The sequence below is a fragment of the Stagnihabitans lacustris genome, from assembly GCF_025950525.1.
In the GTDB taxonomy this organism is placed as follows: Bacteria; Pseudomonadota; Alphaproteobacteria; order Rhodobacterales; family Rhodobacteraceae; genus Stagnihabitans.
On sequence record NZ_JAPDGS010000003.1, the window covers coordinates 219,206 to 243,164 of the forward strand.

General features: G+C 65.1%; 22 protein-coding genes. 9 read left to right on the plus strand and 13 right to left on the minus strand.

Translation table 11 applies throughout. The features are described from left to right. Positions 1-8 precede the first annotated feature (8 nt). Complete coding sequence (locus NX862_RS09545; protein WP_264493676.1) at positions 9-1,034, minus strand: A/G-specific adenine glycosylase; 1,026 nt, start codon at positions 1,032-1,034, stop codon at positions 9-11. 81 nt (positions 1,035-1,115) lie between these two features. On the opposite strand from NX862_RS09545, the gene NX862_RS09550 reads away from it, so the two are divergent. From NX862_RS09550 to NX862_RS09560, 3 genes are read left to right on the plus strand one after another with little or no spacing between them, the layout of a single operon-like run. Next, positions 1,116-1,643, plus strand: a complete 528-nt coding sequence (locus NX862_RS09550) for a DUF721 domain-containing protein (RefSeq protein WP_264493677.1) — start codon at positions 1,116-1,118, stop codon at positions 1,641-1,643. Further along, positions 1,640-2,269 carry a DsbA family protein gene (locus NX862_RS09555; protein ID WP_264493678.1) on the plus strand — a complete coding sequence of 210 codons (630 nt, stop codon included), beginning with the start codon at positions 1,640-1,642 and terminating at the stop codon, positions 2,267-2,269. The genes NX862_RS09550 and NX862_RS09555 overlap by 4 nt, the downstream gene beginning before the upstream one ends. Further along, the gene (locus NX862_RS09560; RefSeq protein ID WP_264493679.1) at positions 2,266-3,375 is read left to right on the plus strand and encodes a CaiB/BaiF CoA transferase family protein; all 1,110 of its coding nucleotides are present in this window, start codon (positions 2,266-2,268) and stop codon (positions 3,373-3,375) included. The genes NX862_RS09555 and NX862_RS09560 overlap by 4 nt, the downstream gene beginning before the upstream one ends. 164 nt (positions 3,376-3,539) lie before the next feature. Here NX862_RS09560 and NX862_RS09565 read toward each other — a convergent pair whose 3' ends face one another. Genes NX862_RS09565 through ubiA form a run of 3 tightly spaced genes read right to left on the minus strand, consistent with a single transcriptional unit; the run spans position 3,540 to position 6,830 of the window. Next, positions 3,540-3,872, minus strand: coding sequence for a hypothetical protein (locus NX862_RS09565; RefSeq protein ID WP_264493680.1), 333 nt, complete (start codon positions 3,870-3,872; stop codon positions 3,540-3,542). 10 nt (positions 3,873-3,882) lie between these two features. Beyond that, positions 3,883-5,814, minus strand: a complete 1,932-nt coding sequence (locus NX862_RS09570; RefSeq protein ID WP_264493681.1) for an OmpA family protein — start codon at positions 5,812-5,814, stop codon at positions 3,883-3,885. A gap of 35 nt (positions 5,815-5,849) precedes the next feature. Next, positions 5,850-6,830 carry a 4-hydroxybenzoate octaprenyltransferase gene (gene ubiA / locus NX862_RS09575; protein ID WP_264493682.1) on the minus strand — a complete coding sequence of 327 codons (981 nt, stop codon included), beginning with the start codon at positions 6,828-6,830 and terminating at the stop codon, positions 5,850-5,852. Between the two features lie 21 nt (positions 6,831-6,851). Between ubiA and NX862_RS09580 the strand changes: the two genes are divergently transcribed. The 4 genes from NX862_RS09580 to NX862_RS09595 all read left to right on the plus strand — a co-directional run bounded on the left by NX862_RS09580 (position 6,852) and on the right by NX862_RS09595 (position 10,098). Continuing rightward, positions 6,852-7,571, plus strand: a complete 720-nt coding sequence (locus NX862_RS09580) for a 16S rRNA (uracil(1498)-N(3))-methyltransferase (protein ID WP_264493683.1) — start codon at positions 6,852-6,854, stop codon at positions 7,569-7,571. Then, complete coding sequence (locus NX862_RS09585; RefSeq protein ID WP_264493684.1) at positions 7,568-8,074, plus strand: hypothetical protein; 507 nt, start codon at positions 7,568-7,570, stop codon at positions 8,072-8,074. The genes NX862_RS09580 and NX862_RS09585 overlap by 4 nt, the downstream gene beginning before the upstream one ends. 89 nt (positions 8,075-8,163) lie before the next feature. Continuing rightward, the gene (locus NX862_RS09590; protein ID WP_264493685.1) at positions 8,164-9,510 is read left to right on the plus strand and encodes a glutamate--cysteine ligase; all 1,347 of its coding nucleotides are present in this window, start codon (positions 8,164-8,166) and stop codon (positions 9,508-9,510) included. Positions 9,511-9,597: 87 nt separating this feature from the next. Continuing rightward, positions 9,598-10,098: a DUF6985 domain-containing protein gene (locus tag NX862_RS09595; RefSeq protein WP_264493686.1), complete on the plus strand. Its 501-nt coding sequence runs from the start codon at positions 9,598-9,600 to the stop codon at positions 10,096-10,098. 74 nt (positions 10,099-10,172) lie between these two features. Here the strand turns inward: NX862_RS09595 and NX862_RS09600 are convergent, their stop codons facing one another. After that, the gene (locus NX862_RS09600; protein ID WP_264493687.1) at positions 10,173-11,102 is read right to left on the minus strand and encodes a LysR substrate-binding domain-containing protein; all 930 of its coding nucleotides are present in this window, start codon (positions 11,100-11,102) and stop codon (positions 10,173-10,175) included. A 90-nt stretch (positions 11,103-11,192) separates the two neighbouring features. On the opposite strand from NX862_RS09600, the gene NX862_RS09605 reads away from it, so the two are divergent. Beyond that, positions 11,193-12,749 (plus strand): trimethylamine methyltransferase family protein, encoded by a 1,557-nt coding sequence (locus NX862_RS09605; protein WP_264493688.1) that lies wholly within the window; start codon positions 11,193-11,195, stop codon positions 12,747-12,749. Here the strand turns inward: NX862_RS09605 and NX862_RS09610 are convergent. From NX862_RS09610 to NX862_RS09640, 7 genes are all read right to left on the minus strand, one after another. Further along, positions 12,746-13,594 carry a PfkB family carbohydrate kinase gene (locus NX862_RS09610; protein WP_264493689.1) on the minus strand — a complete coding sequence of 283 codons (849 nt, stop codon included), beginning with the start codon at positions 13,592-13,594 and terminating at the stop codon, positions 12,746-12,748. The two genes, NX862_RS09605 and NX862_RS09610, sit on opposite strands and share 4 nt — an antisense overlap. After that, positions 13,594-14,445 carry a MurR/RpiR family transcriptional regulator gene (locus NX862_RS09615; protein WP_264493690.1) on the minus strand — a complete coding sequence of 284 codons (852 nt, stop codon included), beginning with the start codon at positions 14,443-14,445 and terminating at the stop codon, positions 13,594-13,596. The genes NX862_RS09610 and NX862_RS09615 overlap by 1 nt, the downstream gene beginning before the upstream one ends. 3 nt (positions 14,446-14,448) lie before the next feature. Next, positions 14,449-15,384 carry an ABC transporter permease gene (locus tag NX862_RS09620; protein ID WP_264493691.1) on the minus strand — a complete coding sequence of 312 codons (936 nt, stop codon included), beginning with the start codon at positions 15,382-15,384 and terminating at the stop codon, positions 14,449-14,451. A 7-nt stretch (positions 15,385-15,391) separates the two neighbouring features. Continuing rightward, positions 15,392-16,858, minus strand: a complete 1,467-nt coding sequence (locus NX862_RS09625; RefSeq protein WP_264493692.1) for a sugar ABC transporter ATP-binding protein — start codon at positions 16,856-16,858, stop codon at positions 15,392-15,394. A 52-nt stretch (positions 16,859-16,910) separates the two neighbouring features. Further along, positions 16,911-17,957, minus strand: coding sequence for a sugar ABC transporter substrate-binding protein (locus NX862_RS09630; protein WP_264493693.1), 1,047 nt, complete (start codon positions 17,955-17,957; stop codon positions 16,911-16,913). 34 nt (positions 17,958-17,991) lie between these two features. Further along, positions 17,992-18,945, minus strand: a complete 954-nt coding sequence (locus NX862_RS09635; protein WP_264493694.1) for a sugar phosphate isomerase/epimerase family protein — start codon at positions 18,943-18,945, stop codon at positions 17,992-17,994. Between the two features lie 88 nt (positions 18,946-19,033). Continuing rightward, positions 19,034-19,786 carry a DeoR/GlpR family DNA-binding transcription regulator gene (locus NX862_RS09640; protein ID WP_264493695.1) on the minus strand — a complete coding sequence of 251 codons (753 nt, stop codon included), beginning with the start codon at positions 19,784-19,786 and terminating at the stop codon, positions 19,034-19,036. A gap of 127 nt (positions 19,787-19,913) precedes the next feature. On the opposite strand from NX862_RS09640, the gene glpD reads away from it, so the two are divergent. Further along, positions 19,914-21,428 carry a glycerol-3-phosphate dehydrogenase gene (glpD, locus tag NX862_RS09645; RefSeq protein WP_264493696.1) on the plus strand — a complete coding sequence of 505 codons (1,515 nt, stop codon included), beginning with the start codon at positions 19,914-19,916 and terminating at the stop codon, positions 21,426-21,428. Here glpD and NX862_RS09650 read toward each other — a convergent pair. Beyond that, positions 21,415-23,919: a PAS domain-containing hybrid sensor histidine kinase/response regulator gene (locus NX862_RS09650; protein ID WP_264493697.1), complete on the minus strand. Its 2,505-nt coding sequence runs from the start codon at positions 23,917-23,919 to the stop codon at positions 21,415-21,417. The genes glpD and NX862_RS09650 overlap by 14 nt on opposite strands. Positions 23,920-23,959 lie beyond the last annotated feature (40 nt).

The window sequence follows — 23,959 nt, forward strand, 5'->3', positions numbered from 1 at the left end:
CCGCCGCGTCATGTTTCCTTATGCCGCAACGCTGCATCATGGGCCTTGCGCATCAGCGTAGGCAGGTCTTGCGGCGAAAATGCGTTCTGCCCGTGGAATTCTCCCCGCGTGGCCCCTGCGCCATGGCCGACCAGCACCCTCAGGTTCAGGTGGAAATGGGTGAAGGTATGCGTGACCACCCCCGCCTCTTCCCAAGGACCCTCGGCCGGAGGCCTGACCTCCGACCCGTCCCAGCCCGCCCCCGGAAAGCCCAGGGTGCCGCCCAAAAGCCCCCGGTCCGGCCGCCGCTCCAGCAAGACCGCGTCGCCGTTCCACAGGACCCAAACCACCCCCTCCCGCGTGGGCTTCGGGGCTTTCGCCAGCTTGCGCGGCAGGGTCGCCGCGATCTCGCGCCCCGCACAGCCCGCCATCCAAGGGCAAATCCCGCAGGCCGGAGACCGCGGCGTGCAGATCGTCGCGCCAAGGTCCATCACCGCCTGGGCATAATCCCCCGGCCGCAGCACAGGTGTCAGCCGCCCCGCCGCCGCGACCAGCGCGGGCTTGGCCGCGGGCAAGGGCGTTTCAATCGCAAAGACCCGCGCCATGACGCGTTCCACATTGCCATCCACCACGACCTCGGACCGGCCAAAGGCGATCGAGGCCACCGCCGCCGCCGTATAGGGCCCGACCCCCGGCAAAGCCCGCAACCCGTCAAGGTCCGACGGAAAGCCCCCCCGCGCCACCACCGCCCGCGCGCAGGCCAACAGGTTCCGGGCGCGCGCGTAATACCCCAAGCCCGCCCATTCCCGCATCACATCGGCATCTTCGGCGGCAGCCAGGTCCTGAACCGTCGGCCACAAGGCAGTAAACCGCGCGAAATAGGATTTCACCGCCGCCACCGTGGTCTGCTGCAACATCACCTCGGACAGCCAGACGCGGTAGGGGTCGGCATGTCTTTGAGTGTCGGGGCCTCCCTTCACCCGCCAAGGCAGCTCGCGGCCATGGACATCATACCAGGCCAAAAGGCTTTCCGCGCTCACGAGGTTATCACGCATGTTTCAGCCCCCTAACCTTCATTCCTCTGGCCCCCCGCCTGCCCTGCCGTTTACAATAGGTCAACACATGCGCAGGACCAGATGGCCCCGAAACCCGATTCCCCGCACAAGATCACCCGCCGGATGCGCGGGTTCGAGGCGGCTGGCCAGCTGCTGTCCTCCCGCATCCGCAGCGCAGGTGAAAGCCGCGGCTTTGCCGTCACGCGCCTGCTGACCGCCTGGGACGAGATTGCGGGCGACGTGGCCCGGATGACCAAGCCCGTCAAGGTGGGCTATGGCCGCGAGGGCCTGGGCGGGACGCTGACCCTTTTGGTGCAGACCGCCCATGCGCCGATGGTGCAAATGCAGATCCCCCGCCTGATCGAGCGGGTGAACGCCGCCTATGGCTATGCCGCGATTTCCCGCATCATGCTGACCCAGACCGCGGCCACAGGCTTTGCCGAGGGCCAGACCCCCTTTGACGCCCCCAAGCGTGCGCCTGATCCAGTCTTGGTCGCCGCCGCCCATGACCTCGCCGCCCCGGTTCAGAACGACGGCCTGCGGGCTGCGCTTGAACTTTTGGGGCAGAACATCTTAACTCGCCGCAAGTCTCAGAAAGGACCCACATGATCCTCAATCGCCGCGCCCTGATCGCCGCCACCGCCGCAAGCTTTGCCCTGCCTGCCTTCGCGCAAGACGCCCCGATCGAGATCAAGGACATGTCCATCGGGTCGCCCGACGCCAAGGTGGTCATCGACGAGTTCCTGTCCTTCACCTGCCCGCATTGCGCCAACTTTCACGGCGCGCATTATGCCAAGCTGAAGGCCGATTACATCGACACCGGCAAGGTGCGTCTGGTCTATCACGAGGTCTATTTCGATCAGCTTGGCCTGTTGGGTGCCATGATGGCGCGCTGCGGCGGAGAGATGAAGTATTTCGGCGTCACGGATATCCTGCTCGACAAGCAGCGCGATTGGGCCGGTGCCGAAAACCTGGATGCCGCCGTGGCCCAGATGAAAAAGATCGGTGTTGCCGCGGGCATGACCGAAGCCGATATCGACACATGCTTGCAGGATCAGGCCCAGGCCGAGGCCCTGGTGGCGCATTACCAGACCTCGGTGACAGAGAGCTTCCCGAATGACAGCTTCTCGGGCACGCCCTCTTTCCTGGTGAATGGTGTCGTGAACAAGGATATTTTCGAGGGCATGGACTATGAGGCGCTGAAGGCGATCATCGAGGCGGAATTGGCGAAGTGACGCCCCTGCACGGCATCAAGGTCATCGAACTGGCGCGGATTCTGGCAGGCCCCTGGGCGGGCCAGACCCTGTCCGACCTGGGTGCCGAGGTGATCAAGGTCGAGGCCCCCGAAGGCGATGACACGCGCCGCTGGGGGCCTCCTTTCATCACCCATGACGGGGAAACCTCGGCCGCCTATTTTCACGCGACCAACCGGGGGAAAAGGTCCGTCACCTGCGATTTCCGCACGCCAGAGGGGCAAGAGGCCGTGCGCCGGATGATCGCCGATGCCGATGTGGTGATCGAGAATTTCAAGGTTGGCGGTCTGGCGAAATACGGGCTGGACTATGACAGCCTGAAGGCCGTCAATCCGCGCCTGATATATTGTTCCATCACCGGGTTCGGCCAGACCGGGCCCTATGCGCATCGGGCGGGATACGACTTCATCATCCAGGGCATGGCAGGGCTGATGTCCGTCACAGGCGCCCAGGGTGGCCAGCCGCAAAAGGTCGGCGTCGCGGTGACGGATGTCTTCACCGGTGTCTATGCGGCGACGGCGATCCTTGCGGCGCTGGTGCAAAGGGCCACCACCGGGCAGGGCCAGCATATCGACATGGCGCTGATGGATGTGGCGACCAGTATCATGGCCAATCAGGCGATGAACTACCTGGCCACCGGAACCGCGCCGCGGATGATGGGCAATGCCCATCCGAACCTCGCGCCCTATGCGGTCTTTGATTGCGCCGATGGCTGGATCATCCTGGCCACCGGGAACGACGGGCAATACCGCAAACTTTGCGCGCTGCTGGGCCTGGCCGATCTGGCGGAACACCCCGATTACCTGACCAACGCGGACCGCGTGAAAAACCGCGAGACCCTGACGGCAAGCCTGACCGAGGCCACGACCCGGATGACCAAAGCCGCCCTCTTGGCCGCCTGCGAGGCGCAAGGCGTTCCCGCCGGCCCGATCAACGACCTGGCCGAGGTCTTCGCCGACCCGCAAGTGATCGCCCGCGGGTTGCAGATCGCGCCCGATGGCGTGCCGGGCGTGCGCACCCCCATCACCTTCTCGGGTGCCGATCTGGCGCTGGACCGCCCGGCCCCAAGGCTGGGCCAAGACGACTGAAGGTTGACGACTGATCGGAAAAGTCGCCTTGGCGGACAGGGCAGAGCCTCCGGCGGGAGATATTTGCGTCAGTATGAAAGGAACGCGTCTTTCCCTTTCATGCTGACACAAATACCTCCGGGAGGGTCCGGGAGGGCAGCGCCCTTCCGGGGGTTCCGCCAGAGTTACCCTTTCCGGGCTTGCAGCTGTTCGATATAGGCCTTCAGCCCTTCACTTTCGGCGCGGGCGTCGCGCAGGCCCTCCATGGCCGCGCGCAGTTCCGCATCGGTCGAGGACAGTTGACCCAGCAACTCGGCCTCGCGGGCCTCCAGATACAGGATCGCCTGGTCGCGGGCCTCTTCGGCCTCGTGCAGGCTTTGCGCCAGGTGGTCCATTTCCGACACATCGCCGCCCGCCACACGGGTAAAGCGCTGCAAGAGCCAATGCGCCAGCCAGCCAAGGCCAAAGGCCAGAAACAGGACGATCGCCGTCGCGAAGGTCAGTTGCATACGGTTCATTGCTTTATCCCTATTCCTGCGGACGGCGCTGCGGGCGCGGCACCGGCTTTTGCGGCGCCAGGGGATTGCCCTTGGCGTCGACCTCGTATTGCGGCGCCGCAGCCGCCAGGCCCGCAAGGGTCTGCGTCGCGCTGCCGTCCATCAAGCGGAACTCGATGCGGCGGTTGGCCAGCCGCCCCGCCTCGGAGCCGTTGTCGGCGACCGGCACGCCCTCGCCGTAGCCCACGGCCTGCATGCCCGAGACATCGACCAACCGACCCTGCAGCGCCACCAGCACCGCCTGAGCGCGCGCCTTGGACAGGGCCTGGTTGCCCTCGGCCGAGCCCTGCGCATCGGTATGGCCGCCGATTTCCATCTTGACCGGGCCGCAGTTCTTGAGCGCCTGGGCCAGCGCATCCATCATCGCGGCGGATTCCGCGGCGATCTCGGCTGAACCCGGGTCGAAGGCGATCTTGCGTTTCGCCATCACGGCATCGACGCGCTCCAGACACTCGGCCGGCGTGGGCAGGCCTGCCATCGGGTCCAGCGCCTTGTCATAATCCACATCGACCTTGAAGCTTTGCCCCTGGCCCAGTTTGCGTGACAGCAACTGGCTGATCCGGTCCGAAGCGGTTTTCAGCCCCGAAACCCCGGTGACTTCGACCGAATCCGCCTTGACCATCAGCATCCCGCTGTCCAGCACGGCCAGCGCGTCCAGCCCGGCAAAGACCCGCGCTGTCCAGCCTTCGGGGACCGACCCGTCCAGCACGGTCGCGACATGGACCTTGGCCCCGCCGAAATGTGCCTTGGCGGCGGCACCCACGGCCGAGGTCATGCGTTCATCCGCCAGGGGGCCGCGCAGGTCGACCTTGTGGCTTTTCGCCTCGAGTGTCGCGGTAAAGATCAGCGGCACGGCATCGGCCACGGCCTTGACCGGCATCCGGGCGGTCAGGGAAAACACCGGCGGCAGATTGGCGCGCAGATCGCCAAGGGCGGTGTCGAAGGCGGCCTGGGTCACGGTCTCGCCGGCCTCCAGCGTGATATCGGCATCCGAGAAGGTGACTGTTCCGCCGCCCATCGCCTTGACCGCGGTGATCGCCGCCGCCGTCGCCTCGGCCCAGGACGGCGAGGGCACGCCCATGCCGACGGTGCAGGCGGTTTCCAGCCCGGCCGCGGTCAGGATGCGGGCCTTTGCGGCCTCGGTATCGGCGGAACAGGCGTCAAAGCGCGCGCCCCGTGCGTCCAGCACAAAGCGCAGGGTAAAGGGCGTCAGCACCGGGCGCGGCGCCGAAATATCGGTCGTCACCTTTAGCCCCGGGGGGGCGGCGCGCAACAGGGCCGCCTCGAACTGGCGCTTTTCGACTTCGGATTCCGCGATGGCGATGACCGACACACCCTCGGCCGAGACGGAGATTTTCGACCGCGGCAACAGGGTCAGCGCCTGGGTGCCAAAGGCAAAGGCCGCGTCCCAGCCCTCTGGGGCGGCATAGGCGGCGGTTTCCAGCATATCCATCGGCTGACCGGGCAGGGCGCGGGCGGCTTCGGTCAGGGTGTCCTTGTCGGTGCCTTCTGGCAGAAGGCCGATCAGTTGCACCCCCGTATCGCCGCGCAAGATCTCGACCGAAAAGCGCGGGGCCTGGATGACTTCGGGCGGTGTGACCGCGATCTGGCTGTCGATGCGGCTGGGGTCGACGATCTGGCCCACCAGGTTGACGACGGCAAAACGCTGCGCCTCGGTTTGGGCGGTGCCCATCAGGGTCACGGTCAGGCCATCGGTGGCCACCGAGGCCCAGTCATGGCCCGCCGCCACCAGTTTCAGCCGCACGGCGCGTTCCGATGCGGCCTCGATTGCCTGGGACAGGCCCCAGCCCGAGGCCAGCGACACAACGGCGGCAAGGCCGAATCCCGCGACCCCCAGCCAAAGCGGAGAGAGACGGGGAGAGGTGTTCAGAATCTCGGTCATTCCCGCTGCTTAGCCTTGGGGGGGCATGGGATCAATCAAAGCGCGGCGGCGGCGGCAAGAAACAGCGCAACGATCAGCCCGCCATCCCGGCTGGATCGAAAGGCGCGCAGGCAAGAGGCGGGGTCGTCAAGGTTCAGCCGCTGCATCGTCCAGGTCATATGCCAGCCAAAGGCCCAGATGCCCCCCAGCGCCAGCACCAGCTTGATCATGTCGGTCTGCCCCAGCAAAGCCACCAGCACCGCCATCCCCAAAAGCCCCATGGTCAGCCCCATGAAGCCGCGCAGCCAGGTGCGGGTCTTGTCACCAAACAGGCGCGCGGTGGATTTCACCCCGATCAGCGCGTCATCCTCGCGGTCCTGATGGGCATAGATCGTGTCATACCACAGCGTCCAGGTGATCCCCGCCGCATAGAGCAGCACCGGCGCCACCGACAGCGCCCCGCCATGCGCGGCCCAGGCCAAAAGCGCGCCCCAGTTGAAGGCGAGGCCCAGGAAGGCTTGCGGCCACCAGGTAAAGCGTTTGGCAAAGGGATAGATCGCGACCAAGGCCAGCGACGCCACACCCAGCCCAATCGAGGCCCAGTTGTAGCTGAACAGGATCACCGCGCCCAAGGCCGCCTGCACCGCCATCCAGACCAGCGCCCCCCTGACCGTCACCGCGCCCGAGGGCAGCGGGCGGCTGCGCGTCCGCGCCACCTGCGCGTCGATATGGCGGTCGGTGATGTCGTTCCAGGTGCAGCCCGCGCCGCGCATCACAAAGGCGCCTATCCCGCAGGACAGCGCCAGCCACAGGTCCCACAGACGGAACCCATCCACCATCGCGGCCAAAGCGATCCCCCACAGGCAGGGGATGAACAAAAGCCAGGTCCCGATGGGCCGATCCGCCCGCGACAGCCGCAACCAGGGCTTGACCGCCACAGGCGCATACAGGTCGACCCAGTTGTCTTTTGGCGCATCCGAAACTGGGGTTTCTGGAACGGGGGTTTCTGGAACGGGGGCCTCTGGCATTTTCGACATTCCGGACATAGGTTCCCTGACATGACAGAGGCAAAGATCAGGCTGTATCTAGACCAGCCCCTTGCTCCGGGGCAAGCTTTGCCCTTGGGCGAGGCTCAGGCGAATTACCTGTTCAACGTCATGCGGCTTGGGAAAGACGCCTTGGTCAAGGTGTTCAACGGCCGTGACGGTGAATGGCTGGCCCGCGTCGAACATGCGGCCAAAAGGAATGGCATCCTGCGGGCCGAGGTCCAGACCGCGCCCCTGATACCGCCCCCGGACCTGTGGCTGATCTTCGCACCGATCCGCAAGGCGCGCTGCGATTTCATCGTGGAAAAGGCAGTCGAACTGGGTGTGGCGCGGTTGGTGCCGGTGCAGACCCGCTTTACCAACGAACGCTTCCGCGAGGACAAGGCCGAGGCCCATGCCATCGAGGCGGCCGAACAATGCGAGGCGACCTTTGTGCCGCCGGTCGACCGGCTGCAGCCATTCGAGCGCCTTTTGGCCGCCTGGGACCCCGCCCGCCGCATCCTGTGGGCGGATGAGGGGCTGCAGGGCCAGGCCGCGATGCTGGCGGCGGCTCCGGGGCCTTGGGCCGTGCTGATCGGCCCCGAGGGCGGCTTTGCCCCCGAAGAGCGCGACCGCCTGCGCGCCTGTGATTTCGTCACGCCGATTTCTTTGGGCCCGCGTATCCTGCGTGCCGATACGGCGGCGGTGGCGGCCCTGACGCTGTGGCAATCCACCCTGGGAGACTGGCGATGACCCCCGCCCTGAAGCGCCACCGCGAGACCATCGGCGCCATGGCCATCGCCCTTCTGGGGCTTTGGGTCGCGGCCCAGGGCGGGCTGATCCTGATCCCGCTGGGCCTGTTGATCGCGGCCTTGGGCGCGGCTCTGGCCGTCACCGCATGGCGCCGGGCGCGGTTCACCCAAGGCGTCCATGCGCCGGGCATGGTAGAGCTTGACGAGGGCCAGGTGGGCTATCTCTCGCCCGAGATGGGGGGGTATCTGTCGCTGAACGACCTGACGGAAATCCGCCTGATGACGGTGCGCGGCACGCGGATGTGGCGGTTGAAACAGGCCGATGGTCAGGCGCTGCTGATCCCGGTCGATGCGGCGGGGGCGGATCGGCTGTTTGACGCCTTTGCCAACCTGCCGGGGCTGGATACGGCGGCCCTGGTGGCCGCGCTGGACAGCCCGCCGCCCGAAAACCTGGCCGAAGCGCGGGTGATCTGGCGCCGTCAGGCCACGCTTGGCCCGCGATGACCTTTCGTGATGGCAAATTCTCTGGCCTTGACTTGATCGTCTGGTCAATACACCTCTAGCGCCTCAGTTTTGGAAGAAGGTTCTGCCAGATGTCGATTCCTCAATCCGGTGGTGGCACCATCGAAAGCTTCGACCAACTGGCCGAGCTTGTGGCCTCGGGCTGCAAACCGAAATCCGATTGGCGCATCGGCACCGAGCATGAGAAGTTCGGGTTTCTGACCGACACCCATGCGCCGCTGCCCTATGCCGGCGACCGGTCGATCTCGGCCCTGTTTGCCGGGCTTGAGGCGCAGTATGGCTGGCAACCGATGCGCGAGGCGGGCAATATCATCGGCCTGGCGCGGGAAGGGGCGACGATCTCGCTGGAACCCGGCGGCCAGTTCGAGCTTTCGGGCGCGGCGGTTGAAAACCTGAACCAGACCGATGCAGAGTTGCTGAACCACCTTTCGGAGGTGCGCTCGCTGGCCGAGCCTTTGGGCATCGGTTTCATGGGGATCGGCGCCGCACCGGAGTGGAGCGAGGCCACGATGCCGGTCATGCCCAAGGGCCGGTATCGGCTGATGACCGACTATATGGGGCGTGTGGGCACCCATGGCACCCAGATGATGTATCGGACCTGCACGACCCAGGTCAATCTGGACTACAGTTCCGAGGCCGATATGGTCAAAAAGCTGCGGGTGGCGATTGCGCTGCAGCCGGTGGCGACGGCTTTGTTCGCCTCCAGTCCGTTTTTCGACGGGGCGAAGAACGGCCACCAATCCTGGCGTTCGCGCATCTGGCGGGGCTTGGACAATTCGCGCACGGGGATGCTGCCCTTTGCCTTCCAGTCGGGGATGGGCTTTCAGGCCTATGTCGATTGGGTCCTGGATGTGCCGATGTATTTCGTCTACCGCGACGGGAAATATATCAACGCCCTGGGTCAGTCGTTCCGCGATTTCCTTGCGGGCAAGCTGCCCGCGCTTCCGGGCGAAAAGCCCACCCTGTCGGATTGGGCCGACCACATGACCACCGTCTTCCCCGAGGCCCGGGTGAAGAAATACATCGAGATGCGCGGCGCCGATTGCGGAGACGCCGCCCATATCACCGCGCTGCCGGCCTATTGGGTCGGTCTGATGTATGACGATGCGGCGCTGGATGCCGCCTGGGACCTGGTCAAGGCGCTGGACGCCGACCAACGCGAGGCCCTGCGCGTCGCAGCCTCCGTCTCGGGCCTGAAGGCCCAGGTGGACGACGTCAAGCTGATCGACCTGGCCCGCGCCACGGTCGCGCTGTCCCATGCCGGGCTGGCGGCACGGGGCCTGGACGAACAACGCTTCCTCGCGCCGCTGGTGAAGACCCTTGCCAAGGAAGAGACCCAGGCCGACCGCTGGCTGAAGCTTTATGACGGCGAATGGGGCGGGAGCCTGGCGCCGATCTATGAGGCGGCGAGTCTCTAGACGGCTTTGCAGAGGCGGTCAGCCAAACTTTTGCCGGATTGGACATGTTACCTGCCGGAGTTGACCTCTGGCAGAAAGCATTGATCCATGAAGAAACATGATGCCTTGAACCTTCTTGCTTCGGCCAAGAAAGGCGTCCCAAGCAAAACGGTTGATGGAATTGCTGTCCCGTTCCTGGGGGACATCCGTCTGCCGATTACCTTTTTCGCGGAAGACATCGAGCTTGATCTTGCGGCAGATGCGATCGTCGCATTCTGCGCAACCTCTCCTGCAATGCGTGCAACCATCCAGGAGCATTTGTTCAAGGCAGCGCAGAAATCCTTCGAGGACAACGCCTTCGATTTCAAAACCCCACAGGACCAAATCGACGAGTCCTCCGAAAGCTCGGGTCGGTTCACGGGAGCCAAGGTGCCGACCGCCTCTGAGCAAATCTGGCTGCTTGTGGACTTGACCAGCATCCATATCGAACCCAGCTGGAAACATAACAATCAGCATGTCCTGAGGGTCAACGGGGAATGCGCCTGGGATTGCGAACACGGCGTCGAGGTGACGTTTGCCGCGAATGGCAGCCTCGTCGGAGCCAAATAAGGCCCGCTGACGTTCGGTCTGAACGACCGCATTGTCCCGCCCCCCCTTTCATCTGTTCAAAAACATCCCGGAGGTCAGGGGGCAGCGCCCCCTGGGCTTTCCACCGGAGCCTGCGCCAAAAGCCAATCGCGCACTTCCAAAGCCGCCCCGCTCATCACCCGGTCTTTCGGCCAGATGACGTGAAAGCTCTTCCCCGTCACCAAGGCATGATCGGTCAGCCGCACCAGCACCCCCTTGGCCACCAAGCCCTCGACCAGGTGGCGCCATCCCAGCGCCACGCCTTGCCCCTCGATCACCGCTTGGATCACCAGCACATAATCGTTGATCGACAGGCCCTGCGGCACCAGGCGCCGCGCTACGCCGAGCGATCCGAACCAATCCCCCCAAGTCGCGGCCTGGCGGAAGGGCTCTTCCAGGTGGATCAACTGGTGGGCCAAAAGCCCCTCCACCGAGGGCGCCTGATGCCGGGCCGCATAACCCGCGCCGCAGACCGGAAAGATCTCTTCTGGCGCCAAGGGGGCCGCCTGATACTGCGGCCAATCGCGCGCCATGCCCCCGCGCACCCCCAGGGGAATCCCCTCGCCCAAAAGGTCCAGGTCGCGGTCGGCGGTCTGGATGCGCAGATCGACCGCAGGAAGCGCCGCCCGAAAGGCCTCCATCCGCGGCACCATCCAATAGGCGGCAAAGGCAGTCGAACAGGACAGGGTCACATGGCTGCCGCTGGCAGAGGCGCGCAGGCTTTGGGCCGACCGCTGGATATGGCTTAGCCCGATGGTCACATCGGCATGAAAGCGGGCGCCTGCCTCGGAGAGCCGCACCCTCCGGTATTCGCGCAGGAACAGCGCGTGGCCCAACTGCGCCTCCAGCCGCGCCACGGCATAGGACACCGCCGCCTGGGTCATCCCCAGCTCCCGCCCCGCAGCCGAAAAGCTTTGCAGCCGACCCGCGGCCTCGAACACGGTCAGACTGCCCAAAGAGGGCACAAGGCGGCGCAGGGGTTCCATGAACTCAGCTTATCAAGTCGAAAAGAATTTTCCAGCGTTACGGGCCTGCGCCGCGCCCCTATCCTGCGGGGAACTTATCAGGAGGATGCCATGGCGGATATCGTGGAGCCAAAGAGGGCACGTGGCGGCAGGACCCAGCGGCGCGAGGCGCGTGCGGGCTCTCAAGCGGTGCATCGGCCCTATATCGTGCGGGGGATCCCGACCTATGACATCCTGTCCGACGAAAGCCTGACCCGGATCGAGGCCACCGCCGACCGCATCCTGGCCGAAATCGGCATCGAGTTGCGCGACGATCACCCCACGATGGAGCTGTATCGGGCCGCCGGCGCCGAGGTCACGGCCGAATCCGACCGTGTCTGGCGGGTGAAGTTCCCGCCGGGGATGCTGCGCGAGATCCTTGCGTCCGCGCCGCCGGTCTTTACCCAGCATGCCCGGAACCCCGCCGCCAATGTGCTGATTGGCGGGCCGAACGTGGTCTTTGCGCCGTCCTATGGCTCGCCCTTCGTGATGGATATGGACCGCGGGCGGCGTTACGGCACGATTGAGGATTTCCAGAATTTCGTGAAACTGTCGCAAGCCTCTCCCTGGCTGCATCATTCGGGGGGCACGGTCTGCGAGCCGACCGATGTGCCGGTCAACAAGCGACATCTGGACATGGTTTACGCCCATCTGCGCTATTCCGACCGCGGCTTCCTGGGGTCGATCACGGCGCCGGAACGGGCGGCGGACAGCATCGACATGGCGCGCGTGGTCTTTGGTGAGGCCTTCGTGGACCAGAACTGCGTCGTGATGGGGAATTTCAACACAACCTCGCCTTTGGTGATCGACGGCGTGACGGCGGCGGGCATCCGCACCTATGCGGCGGCCAATCAGGGGTCGATCCACTTGCCGTTTCTGTTGGGCGGCGCGGTTGCCCCCCTGACCATCGCGGGCATGGTGGCGCAGGGTCTGGCCGAGTCGATGGCCAGTTGTGCCATCGCCCAACTGACCCGCAAGGGGGCGCCGACGATCTTGGCCTCGTTCTTTTCGTCGATGTCGCTGCGGACCGGCTCACCGACCTTTGGCACGCCAGAGCCCGCGATTGGGTCGCTGGCGATGGGGCAGCTTGCCCGAAGGCTGAACATGCCCCTGCGCTGTGCGGGGAATTTCGCGACCTCGAAACTGCCGGACGGGCAGGCGATGCAGCAGTCGATGATGTCGATGATGTCGGCCATTCAGGGCGGCGCGAATTACGTTTTGCATTCGGCCGGGTTCCTGGATGGGCTTCTGTCGATGTCCTATGAAAAGCATGTGCTGGACACCGATATGTGCGGCGCGCTTCATGCCTATATGGATGGGATGGCCGTGGATGACGACGCCTTGGCGTTTGAGGCCCTGGCGGAACTGGGCCCCGGCAAGCACCTGTTTTCCACCCAACATACCCTGCGCCACTATGAAACCGCCTATTGGGAAAGCGAGATCAACGACGACCGGCCGTTTGAAACCTGGTCGGAACAGGGGGGACTGGACTCGGCCCAACGCGCCAATGCGCGGTGGAAAAAGACCCTGGCCGAGTTTCAGGCGCCGCCGATGGATGTAGCGCTGGACGACGCGCTGAAGGACTTCATCGCGCGCAAGAAATCGACGATGCAGGATATGTGGTATTAGCCGCCGCTGACGTGTTTTGCCGCGGCTTTCGAGGCGGCGCGGCAGGCCGCTTCGAACTCGGCGCCGCGGATCACTTCGGCGGCCAGCGCGCCGATGAACGCATCCCCCGCGCCATGGGTCGAAACGACTTTGACCTTTTCGGCCGCAAAGGCAAAGCTGTGGTCCTGCGCGGTCCAGGCGGCAAGGCCCTGGCCCCCTGCCGTCACCACCACGGTTTCAAAGTCTTTGGCCAGCGCCTCGGCGGCTTCGGCGGCCGAGGACAGGCAGCAGACATGCGGGCCGCCCATCATCTCGGCCTCGACCGCATTGACCACCAGGATATCGACGAGGGCGGCGAAATCGGGCGACAAGGTGCGGGCCGGGGCGGCGTTCAGCAGCACCGGGATGCCACGGGCGCGGGCGGCCTGGGCCACGGCGCGGTTGGCGGGCTCTGGCATCTCGTTTTGCAGGACGACGAGGGCGATATCGTCCCAAAGCGCCGGGTCCTGCGGGACCTGAACCATCAGATTGGCGCCCGACACGATGGTGGCGGCGTAATCGCCCGCGCCGTCCATGATCGCCACCGACATGCCCGACCCCGTGGACACCGTCGCCACAAAGCGGTCATCGACGCCCGCCGTCGTCAGTCCCGCGCGCAGGAACGGCCCGAAATCATCCGCCCCCACCGCCCCCAGCATCCGCGAGGGCACACCGGCCTTCGCCACCGCCACCGCCTGATTGCCGCCCTTGCCGCCGAACTTCGGATACCAGCGCGACCCCACCGCCGTCTCATCGCGGCGTGGCAGATGGTCGGCCTCGACCATGATGTCGTAATGCAGGCTTCCGGCGATCAAGACAGCAGGCATCAGGGTTTCCTTTTCGATTGCACGGCGCGCATGGTGCGGGAAAGCGCCGCCTCGGCGGCCTGACGGTCGCGGGCGGCCACGGTGACGAACAAAGCGTCCAACAGGTTCAACTGGGCGATCCGCGCCGTGGCGTTTTCCCCCAAAAGCGGCGAGTTCTGCGCCGTCGAACACAGCACCACATCGACGGCGCGGGCGATGGCGCTGTCGGGGTAATTGGTCACGGCGATGGTGCGCGCGCCGTTCTTGCGCGCCAGCTCTATCGCCTCCAGCACGGCGGTCGTGGAGCCAGAGTGCGAATAGGCCACCGCCACATCCTCGGGGCCCAAAAGCGCCGCCGACATCAGCATCATATGGGCATCGTCGAAAACCTGGGTCCGGATGCCGATGCGCAGGAATTTATGGCTGACATCGCGGGCGATCTGGGCCGAGCCGCCAAGCCCATAGAAATCCCTTTGCCGGGCGCGAAACAGGTAGTCGGCGGCGCGTTCAAAGGCCTGAAGGTCCAGGATGGCAAAGGTCTCTTCCAGCGCCTGCATCGCGGTGCGAAAGACCTTTTGCACGATCTCTTGTGCGCTGTCGCCCAAGGAGATCTCGGCATGCAGCGCGGCCGTGTCTTGGGCGTTGTAATCCACAAGCCCCTGACGGAACTCACGAAAGCCCGCGAAACCCAGCTTTTTCGCGACCTTGACCACCATCGCCTCCGAGACGCCGGAGCCCTCGGCCACTTGGCGCAAAGGCGTGTCCATCGTCACCGCAGCCCCAAGGATATCGGCGGCCACCTTGCCCTCCAAGGGCGTCAGGCTTGGCAACCGCATCCGGATTTGTGCGCCGACGGCCCTTGGATCGTTCATGTCCTACCCCTGTTTGCCTGTGGTCAGCCGGTCGACCAGCATCGCGACGATGATGATGATACCGGTGGCAAGCAGTTGGTAGAAGGCCTGCACGTTCAAAAGCGTCAGCCCGTTGCGCAATGTGCCCAGGATGATGCAGCCGATCAGCGTGCCCAGGATCGAGCCGCGCCCGCCCATCAGCGACGCGCCCCCGATGGCGGCTGCGGCGATGGCGTCCAATTCCCACAGCGTGCCCATCGTGGGTTCGGCAGCACCGAGGCGGCCGACCAGCACGACCGAAGCGACCGAGGCACAGGCGCCCGAGATCATATAGGCCGCGAATTTGGTGGCGCGGACCGGGACACCGGCGATGCGCGCGGCCTCGGGGTTGCCGCCGACGGCCAAGAAATACTCGCCCAGCGGGGTCTTGTTCAGGACGACATGGGCGAGGATGGCCAGCACCGCCACCAGGATCACCGGGTTCGGGACGCCCGCAAGCGTGCCGTTGGTCAGGGCGCGAAAGCCCTCGGGCAGGCCAAAGATCGGCTGGCCCCCGGTGAAGATCAGCGCCAGCGCGCGATACAGCGACAGGCCGCCGAGGGTGACGATGAAGGGTTGCAAGCCTCCGAACGCCACAAGCGCGGCGTTGAAGGCCCCGCAGGCGAGGCCGGTGCCGATCATGGCGGCGATGGCCAGCGGCACAGGCACGCCCGCGACCATCAGCGCAGCACCCAGGACGGCGGACAAAGCGGCCACCGGGCCGACCGACAGGTCGATGCCGCCGCTGATGATGACCAGCGTCATCCCCAGGGCCACACAGGCGTTGATCGAGGATTGTTGCAGCACGTTCAACAGGTTGGGCGCGGTCAGAAAGGTCGGCGCCAGCGTCGCAAAGACCGTGCCGATGATCAGCAACCCCAACACGGTGCCTGCGTCGCGAAAGCGGAGAAGTGAAAGCATGGGGACCTCAGGCAGGAATGGCATTATGGGCGATATTCGCCTCGGTGATATCGGGGCCTGACAAGGTGGCGCTGATCCGCCCCTCGCGCATGACCATGACGCGGTCGGACAGCCGGATGACCTCGGGCATTTCGGAGGAGACGACGATGACGGAACGGCCCTCGGCGGCCAGACGTTCGATCAGGGCGTAGATTTCCGCCTTGGCGCCGACGTCGATGCCGCGGGTGGGCTCGTCGAACAGAAAGACCTGGGTGTCGGCGGCCAGCCAGCGTCCGATGATCGCCTTTTGCTGGTTGCCGCCCGAGAATTGCCCGATGGGCTTGGTGACATCCAGCGGGCGCAGGCCGACGTCCTTCATCAGCGCCTCGGTCCTTGCGTGCAACCGACGCTTGGCGATCAACCCTCCGGTGGTAAAGGCCTTCATCGAGGCCAGGCCGACATTCGTCGTCACCGGGCGGTGCCGGATGATGCCGTCGCGCTTGCGTTCCTCGGGCAAGAGGCCCAGCCCGGCGGCGATCCGCGCCCTTGGCCCCTGGCCCGGGGCCTGGCCGTTCAGCGTCAGGCTGCCGGTCGAAGAATCGACCCCGGCGATGATGCGCAGAAGCTCCGTCCGGCCAGAACCGACGAGGCCGGCAATCCCAAGAACCTCACCCTGATGCAGGGTGAAAGAGACATCGCGAACCGGACCGCCGGTCAGGCCCTGCGCCTGCAGGATGACTTTGGGCTTGGCATAAGAGACATGGGTGGCATGGACCAGTTCCCGCCCGACCATCTTGGCGATGACCTGCGCCACGGGGGTTTCCGGCAGCTTGACCCGTTCAATGAAGCGGCCATCGCGCAGGATCGTGGCGGAGTGGCAAAGGCGAAAGACCTCATCCATCTTGTGCGACACATAGATCACCGAGACGCCCTCGGCGGTCAGTTTCTGCACGACCTGGGCCAGCTTTTCGAACTCGGCGGGGGTCAGGGAGGAGGTCGGCTCGTCCATCGCGATGATCTTCGCCCGGGCGCGCAGGGCCTTGGCGATTTCCACCAGCTGACGGGCGGCGACGCGCAGGGATTTGACCGGGGCGGTCACGTCGATGGTCGGGTCAAGCGGCGCCAGCAGACGGCGCGCCTCGGCCTCTTGCGCCGCGCGGGCGGTAAAGGGGCCGCGCCGCAGGTTGGCGCCGAGGAAAATGTTCTGCGCCACCGTCAGCTCGGGAACCTGTTGCAATTCCTGATGGATCATCGCGATCCCAGCCTCGGAGGCCGCACGCGGCGAGGTGATCGTGACAGGCCGCCCGTCGATCTGCACCGTCCCGCGGTCGGGCGACAGCACCCCGCAGAGGATGTTCAAAAGCGTCGATTTCCCCGCGCCATTCTCGCCCAACAGGCCATGGACCTCGCCGGGTTCCACGGTCATGGACACGCCATGCAGGACTTTCAGCGCGCCGAAAGATTTCTCGACACCGGATATCGACAGACGGGACATTTGATTTCCTTGGGGAGTTGGCCCGCCCGGGAGCGGGGCGGGCCTTCGCGCCTTACTTCAACAACGCAGCGCGCAGGGCGGCTTGATCCGTGGTCGAGAAGGTGTCGATGTTGTCCTTGGTGATCAGCGCCTGAGGCGTCGCCACCACGCGGGGCAGGTCCTGGCCCGCCATCAGACGCAGCGCCACTTCCATCGCGACTTCACCGGTCAGGATCGGAAAGCTGTCGACGGTGCCGGTCAGATCGCCCGACTTGATCGCCGCATAGGCGTCCGAAATGCCATCGGTGCCAAAGACGGCGACGGTTTCGGCCTTGCCTGCAGCCTTGACGGCCTCGACCACACCCAGCGCCATGCCGTCGTTGTTGGCATAGAACCCGGTCAGGTCGGGGTATTGCTGCAGGATGGTGCTGGCGGCGTTGAAGGCCTCTTCACGGCTCCAGTTGGCGGGGACCGAGGCGACCACTTCGAACTTGCCGCTTGCGTTGATCGTTTCGGTGAAGCCGGCGGTGCGCTGGCCTGCGGCATAGACGCCCGGCTGGCCCTCGATCACGGCGACTTTGCCGCCATCGGGACGGTTGTCGATGAACCACTGCGCGACGCGGACACCGTTGTCCTTTTGCACATTGCCGACATAGTGTTCGGCGGTCGGGATCACGGCGTCATTGACGTTCAGCACCGGGATGCCCGCGGCTTTGGCCTTTTCGACGGCCGGAACCAAGTTCGCGTCGGTCTGCGGCGAGAACAGCAGCGCGGCAAAACCCTGGGCGATCAGGTCCTCGGCGATGGACAGCTGACCCAGCTGGTCGCCCTCGTTCTGCGCGGCCTGATAGACAAAGGTCAGGCCCAGCTTGTCGGCGACATTCTGATAGCCCTGACCCAAGGACCGCCAGTATTCGTTGGTCAGCGTCTTGGACACGCCGCCCACCTTGGTGCCAGCGGCGGGCGCGGGCAGGGGGCCGAACTTGGCTTCAAGCTCGGACCAATCCATGCGATCGGGTTCGGAGTCGGAGTTCAAGGGGGCGAGGTCCTGCGCCTGAGCCATGCCCAGGGACAGGGTCAAAGCGCTGATGGCCAGCGCGCCTTTCAGAAAGTGTTGCATGTGGTTTCCTCCCAGTTTCAACACGAAGTTATGGTTAAGGCGTAAAGTGCAGCGCGGCATGGGCCGCGACAGGGTCTTGCGCCGCCTGCGCCGTGGCCAAGGCGTTCGAGCCCTCCAGCGCGTCGATCTTGGCCAAGAGGCGGCGGACGGTGGCGATGTTGGCGGCACATTCGGCGACGGGGTCCAGGCCCGAGGCATCGGGGAAGGTGTCGAAATAGATCGCGCCGTCAAAGCGGTGCTTGACCGCGCGCAAGAGTTCCAGCGTCGCCAGCTCATGCACCGAGGCGACCATCATCCCGTCATCGCGCTTGCCGTAGCCGTCGTTCAGATGCAGGCCCAGCAGCCGCGAGCGGCGCAGGATATGGGCGGCGGCCAGCGCGGGCGTCTCGTTGGCGTAAAGCGCATGGGCGAAGTCGATGGTGACGCCAAGGTTCGGTGCGCCCACCTCGTCGATGGCCAAAAGCGTCGTGGCGGCATCGGGGAGGAGGGAGTTGGCGCGGGGCTCGTTCGGCTTATATTCAATAGAAACAAGGCAGTCCGGGTCGTGGGCGGCGACTTCGGCCAGGCCCGCGATCTCATCCGCCCACAGGCGGTCGTAGTCGCATTGCAGGTTGTAGTCGAACCCGTCTTGGCCCAGCCACAGCGTCATCATCGGGGCGCCCATCTCACGTGCGGCGTCGATGCCGCGCTTGGTCAGGTCGATGGCCTCACGCCGGACGGTGGCATCCGGGTTGGTGAAAGCGCCGCGCTTGAAGGCCGGGTTGGAGTAATAGCGCATCGCCAGACCCGAAAGCTGCAAGCCGCAATCGGTGATCATCGCCGCGGTTTCGCGGGGGGCGGGGACGTGGTCGGGGAAGTTCAGGTCCAGTTCGGTCAGGCCATCGACCTTTGCGGCGCGTTCGACCATCTGGCGCAAAGTGGGTTTGCCGGGCTGATCCCAGGCCGAGGCGAATGAGTTGATGCGGGTGGCAAAGCGATGGCCGAACATGTGATTCTCCGTGTTGCTTCACGGATAGTTATAAAACTGTAAAGTAGCAAGACAATTGTGCCAAGACTTTCGGCGGTCTGCGAAAGCTTCAGCAGAGGCAGATTTGCGTCTTCCACCGAACGCAGGCCTGGGTCAAAGGCTCGGCAAGGGGGCGGTCGGTGAAGAACCGGTCGATCTGCGACAAGGACCCGATCAGACCCGGGGCAGAGCGATCAAATTTCGACGCATCGGCCACAAGAAAGGCTTGGCGGCTGCGCTGCAGGATCGCGCGCGAGACGCGAACTTCGGCCATGTCGAAATCCAGCATGTCGCCATCCGCATCCAGAGCCGAGCAGCCGATGACCGCGAAATCGACCTTGAACTGGGTCAGGAAGCCTTGCGTCAGATCGCCCACCAAGCCTCCATCACTGCGCCGCAGCGTGCCGCCGGCCAACATGACCTCGCAGCCCGGGTTGGCCAGCAAGATATTGGCCACGTTCATATTATTCGTAATCACCGTGATGTTGCGATGCGCCAGAAGCTCGCGCGCGACGGCTTCGGTTGTCGTGCCGATGTTCAGGATCAGACTGCAATTGTCCGGGATCGCTGCGGCACAGGCGCGGGCGATGGCGGCCTTCGCGGCCTCGTTCATGCGGCGGCGCTGGTCATAGCCGATGTTCACGACACCCTTGCGCGCCACGGCGCCGCCATGAACGCGGTCCAGAAGCCCGGCCTCGGCCAGGTCGGAAAGGTCACGGCGAATGGTCTGCAGCGTGACGCCGAAGCGCTGCGCGAGGTCTTCGACCGCGACACGGCCTTCGGCGCGGGCAAGGTCAAGGATGGCGGTTTGACGGTCGGACATGGGGCTTTGTGCCATGCCGCAACCTGCGACGCCAGATGTTCGTTTCGACAAAAAGCGAACATGAAACGAAGATTTCAATTGACCCAACGCGGGGATTTCGCGCATCTGAACCCAACAGGAGGCGCGCATGTTTGACCTTTTCATCATCGGCGGCGGGATCAACGGCACAGCCATCGCGCGGGACGCGGTGGGGCGGGGCCTGTCGGTCGCACTTGCCGAACAGGGGGACCTGGCGCAAGCGACCTCTTCGGCGTCGACCAAGCTGTTTCATGGTGGGCTGCGCTACCTGGAGTTTTTCGAATTTCGCCTTGTGCGTGAGGCACTTGAAGAGCGCGAGACGCTTTTGGTCGCCATGCCGCATATCTCTTGGCCGATGCGTTTCGTCCTGCCCCTGTCGCCCGAGATGCGGTTCGAGGGTCAGACCCCAGCGGGCAAACTTTTGGCGCGGGTGATGCCCTGGATGAAGGGGCGGCGGCCGGATTGGATGATCCGGCTGGGCCTGTTCCTTTATGACCACTTGGGCGGACGCAAGATCCTCCCGGGGACCAAGTCCTTGAACTTGCGCAAAGATCCGGCTGGCGCCGCGCTGCATCCGCGCTTTGCCAAGGCCTATGAATATTCCGATTGCTGGGTCGAGGATTCGCGCCTGGTCGCCCTGACCGCCCGCGACGCCAAGTTGCGCGGCGCCGAGGTCATGGTGGGCACTCGCGTGACCTCGGCCACGCGCGAAGGCGACCATTGGCGGATCGAGACGACGGCCGGCACTTATACCGCCCGCGCCTTGGTCAATGCCGCCGGGCCCTGGGTGGAGGATGTGATTCGCAACGTCACCCGCATCAACTCATCCGAAGGGGTGCGGCTGGTTCGCGGCAGCCATATCGTGACCAAGCGGCTGTTCGACCACGACAAATGCTATTTCTTTCAAGGCGCTGACGGGCGGATTACCTTTGCGATCCCCTATGAGCAGGACTTCACCCTGATCGGCACGACCGATCAGGACCACAAGGCGGGTGAGGTTCCGACCTGCACCGACGCAGAGCGCGACTATCTTTTGGCCTTCGTCAGCCAGTATTTCGCCCGTCCGGTGACGGCGGCGGATGTGGTCTGGTCCTATTCCGGCGTCCGGCCGCTGTATAACGACGGGGCGAGTTCGGCGACGGCGGCGACGCGGGAATATGTCCTGTCGCTGGACCAAGCGGGCGCGCCCCTGCTGAACGTGTTTGGCGGCAAGATCACCACGCATCGCCGTCTGGCCGAGGCCGCAATGGCGAAACTGGCGCCGTTTTTCCCGGGCGCAAAGGGCGCTTGGACGGCGCGGGTCGCGCTGCCAGGGGGCGATTTTCCGCATGATGGGGTGGCCGACCTGGTGGCGCGGTTGCGCGACGGGCGGGATTGGCTGGACGAGGACTGGGCGCGGCGGCTGGTGCGCGCCTATGGGACGGATGCCGCGCGGATCGTCGGTGCAACCCGCGCGGACATGGGCCGCGACTTTGGCGCGACCCTGACCGAAGCAGAGCTGCGTTGGCTGATGACGCATGAATTTGCCCGCACGGCGCAGGATGTCATCTGGCGGCGCAGCAAGCTGGGTCTGCGGCTGACTCCTGCACAAGTCGCTGATATCGAAGCCTTTATGGCAGCATAGCCTTGACTGATGTCGCGGTCTCTTGCCAGACCACCCCAAGTTCGCGGCGCAGGATTTCGCGCGCATCACCCGCGCGCCCGCTGCGGCACAACTCTTCGGCCCGGGCGCAAAGGCTGCGCAGCTTGGCCGCGCCCAGGACCGAAGCCAGCCCCGCCGCCTCGTGACAAATGGCGCCAAGCGTTTCGGCAGGAGCCTCCAGCGCCTCGTCCGACAGAAGCCGCGCAATCAACTGGCTGCCGTCGCCCAGGAATTTTCCTGCCAGCCGCGCCAGTCCATCGGCGCCGATCGCCATTTTCAGTTCGGCAATGCGGTCGTCGTCGATCAGCCCGTCGACCGGCTTGGCGTTGATCAGCGCCGTCCCTGACAGCACGCGAATCAGGTTGCCGCTGGAGATCGGCTTCATCAGCATGTCATCCATCCCGGCCTTGCGGATGCGCACCAGATCCTCGGGCATGGAATGGGCGGTGACGGCGACGATCCGGCTGTTCTTGGACGCGCCGCTTTGCCGGATCAAGCCGGTGGCGGTCAGGCCATCCATCACCGGCATCGACACATCCATCAGAATGACGTCATAGCGATGCGCGGTCGCCGCCGCCGCACCCTTTTCGCCATCAAAAGCGAAGGTGACGCGCTGACCCAGGCGGCGCAGCAATTCGCCCAGAACGGCGCGGTTGGTCGCGTTGTCTTCGACCACCAGCACATCCATGGCGGGCATCGGCGCGCGATCCTCTGTCCCGGCGACGACGACGGGCTTGCGTCCGAGGGCAAAGGGGATGCGGAGCCAAAAGCAGCTGCCCTCGCCGGGCGTGCTTTCGACGCCGATTTCTCCGCCCATGGCCTGCGCAAGGCGGCGGCAGATCGCAAGACCAAGGCCCGCCCCCTCTCCGGTGCGCCCGAAAGAGGGGTCGAGCATCACGAAATCCTCGAAGATGCGCGCTTGGTCGGCCTCGGGGATGCCGGGGCCGGTGTCGGTGACGCGGATTTCGATGACGCGGGTCTGACTGCGCGATTCGCTCACCTCCGCCTCGATGGTGACGCCGCCCTGCCGGGTAAACTTGATCGCGTTGGACAGGAAATTCCGCACGATCTGACCCAGGCGGAACGGATCGCCTTGCAGGATCGGACGCTCTCCGGTCATGGTGTAGCGCAGGTCGATGCGTTTTTCGTCACACATCGGACGGAAGGTTTCGACCAGGCCCCCGACATGGGCGTTGATGTCGAAATCCTCGACCGTCAGTTGCAAGCCGTTGCTTTCCAAGCGGGAAATGTCCAGCACGTCATTGGCATGGCGCAACAAAAGCTGTGCAGAGTCCTGCGCCAGACCAATGAATCGCCGCAGCTCCGGTTCAGTCGCCATGCCGGAGGCGATCTCTAGCGAGGCGATGACGCCGTTCAGGGGCGTTCGCATCTCGTGGCTCATGACGGCGACGAACTCGGTCTTGGCGCGACCGGCCGCCACGGCCTTGTCGCGGGTCGAGGTCAACTCGGCCTCGGCGGCAAGACGGTCGGAAATGTCGCGCAGGAAAGAGATGAAGATCCGTCCCTGGTCGCCATCGGCCGAGGAAATCGCAAGTTCGACCGGGAATTCGCGGCCCGAACGGTGCAGCGCGGTGATCTGGATGCGCCCGGCGTTCACCACCTTGAACTGGCCGCTTTGCCGCATCCGCGTCATGCCGGCCGTATGGGCCGCGCGCAGGCCGGGCGGCACGATCAGCGTGCCTAGGTCGCGCCCCATCGCATCGGCCTTGGAATAGCCAAAAGTCTTTTCCGCCGAGGGGTTATACTGGATGATCCGCCCTTCGTGGTCGGCGACGATGATGGCATCCAGCGCGGTGTCGATGGTGGCCGCCAGCCGTTCCGACACCCGCGCCGTCAGCGCCTGTTCGCGCGCGGCCACCCGGTTTAGCCACAGGACCACCCCCAAAAGCGCGCCAAGCAGCAGGATCGTCCCGCCCGTCGCCAGCGCCATTTGCCGCACCAGGTTCGAAAACGCATCGCGCTTTTCGTCGCCCTGCTTGGCCAAGGCGTCGATCATCGCGATCGAGGTCTTGCGCAGCTTGTCCCGCAGCTCGGCCAGGCGGTCGGCCATGGCGGGCAGGTTTTCGCGCAAGGTGGCGTCCGACCCGTCGATCAGCGGCGTTTCCCGCGCGATATAGGCGTTCAGCAGCGCGGCAAATTGCTGCGGCAGGTCGTTCAGCCCCGGCGCGGAATAGCCCTTGCCGCCAATCGCATTCTGCGCCCGGCTGTAGAACAGGTCATAACGCTTTCGCAGCTCTTTCAACGAGGCATCGGGCTGAAGGGCATCGACGCGCATTTCCTCGCCCAGGCGGACGAGGTCGACCTCCAGCTGAGAGAGGTTCCAGTGCAGGTTGTCATTCGCCTCTCCGCGCAGTTCGGACAGGCTGTCGTGGATGCGCAGACCCAGAAGGATCAGCAGCGTCAGGAACAGGCAAAGCACAACGACCAGAACCGCCCTCGCGGCCCTGGCCATGCCCGTGACTGCCTGCCATTGCCCTGCCATCCGGCCCCTG

What these genes read in the sequence shown, in the direction of transcription:
- NX862_RS09545 (WP_264493676.1), bottom strand. Translation starts at nt 1,034, where the DNA reads ATGCGTGATAACCTCGTGAGCGCGGAAAGCCTTTTGGCCTGGTATGAT.
- NX862_RS09565 (WP_264493680.1), bottom strand. Translation starts at nt 3,872, where the DNA reads ATGAACCGTATGCAACTGACCTTCGCGACGGCGATCGTCCTGTTTCTG.
- NX862_RS09550 (WP_264493677.1), top strand. Translation starts at nt 1,116, where the DNA reads ATGGCCCCGAAACCCGATTCCCCGCACAAGATCACCCGCCGGATGCGC.
- NX862_RS09555 (WP_264493678.1), top strand. Translation starts at nt 1,640, where the DNA reads ATGATCCTCAATCGCCGCGCCCTGATCGCCGCCACCGCCGCAAGCTTT.
- ubiA (WP_264493682.1), bottom strand. Translation starts at nt 6,830, where the DNA reads ATGTCGAAAATGCCAGAGGCCCCCGTTCCAGAAACCCCCGTTCCAGAA.
- NX862_RS09580 (WP_264493683.1), top strand. Translation starts at nt 6,852, where the DNA reads ATGACAGAGGCAAAGATCAGGCTGTATCTAGACCAGCCCCTTGCTCCG.
- NX862_RS09570 (WP_264493681.1), bottom strand. Translation starts at nt 5,814, where the DNA reads ATGACCGAGATTCTGAACACCTCTCCCCGTCTCTCTCCGCTTTGGCTG.
- NX862_RS09585 (WP_264493684.1), top strand. Translation starts at nt 7,568, where the DNA reads ATGACCCCCGCCCTGAAGCGCCACCGCGAGACCATCGGCGCCATGGCC.
- NX862_RS09650 (WP_264493697.1), bottom strand. Translation starts at nt 23,919, where the DNA reads ATGGCCAGGGCCGCGAGGGCGGTTCTGGTCGTTGTGCTTTGCCTGTTC.
- NX862_RS09625 (WP_264493692.1), bottom strand. Translation starts at nt 16,858, where the DNA reads ATGTCCCGTCTGTCGATATCCGGTGTCGAGAAATCTTTCGGCGCGCTG.
- NX862_RS09640 (WP_264493695.1), bottom strand. Translation starts at nt 19,786, where the DNA reads ATGTCCGACCGTCAAACCGCCATCCTTGACCTTGCCCGCGCCGAAGGC.
- NX862_RS09590 (WP_264493685.1), top strand. Translation starts at nt 8,164, where the DNA reads ATGTCGATTCCTCAATCCGGTGGTGGCACCATCGAAAGCTTCGACCAA.
- NX862_RS09595 (WP_264493686.1), top strand. Translation starts at nt 9,598, where the DNA reads ATGAAGAAACATGATGCCTTGAACCTTCTTGCTTCGGCCAAGAAAGGC.
- NX862_RS09635 (WP_264493694.1), bottom strand. Translation starts at nt 18,945, where the DNA reads ATGTTCGGCCATCGCTTTGCCACCCGCATCAACTCATTCGCCTCGGCC.
- NX862_RS09615 (WP_264493690.1), bottom strand. Translation starts at nt 14,445, where the DNA reads ATGAACGATCCAAGGGCCGTCGGCGCACAAATCCGGATGCGGTTGCCA.
- NX862_RS09630 (WP_264493693.1), bottom strand. Translation starts at nt 17,957, where the DNA reads ATGCAACACTTTCTGAAAGGCGCGCTGGCCATCAGCGCTTTGACCCTG.
- glpD (WP_264493696.1), top strand. Translation starts at nt 19,914, where the DNA reads ATGTTTGACCTTTTCATCATCGGCGGCGGGATCAACGGCACAGCCATC.
- NX862_RS09605 (WP_264493688.1), top strand. Translation starts at nt 11,193, where the DNA reads ATGGCGGATATCGTGGAGCCAAAGAGGGCACGTGGCGGCAGGACCCAG.
- NX862_RS09600 (WP_264493687.1), bottom strand. Translation starts at nt 11,102, where the DNA reads ATGGAACCCCTGCGCCGCCTTGTGCCCTCTTTGGGCAGTCTGACCGTG.
- NX862_RS09620 (WP_264493691.1), bottom strand. Translation starts at nt 15,384, where the DNA reads ATGCTTTCACTTCTCCGCTTTCGCGACGCAGGCACCGTGTTGGGGTTG.
- NX862_RS09610 (WP_264493689.1), bottom strand. Translation starts at nt 13,594, where the DNA reads ATGCCTGCTGTCTTGATCGCCGGAAGCCTGCATTACGACATCATGGTC.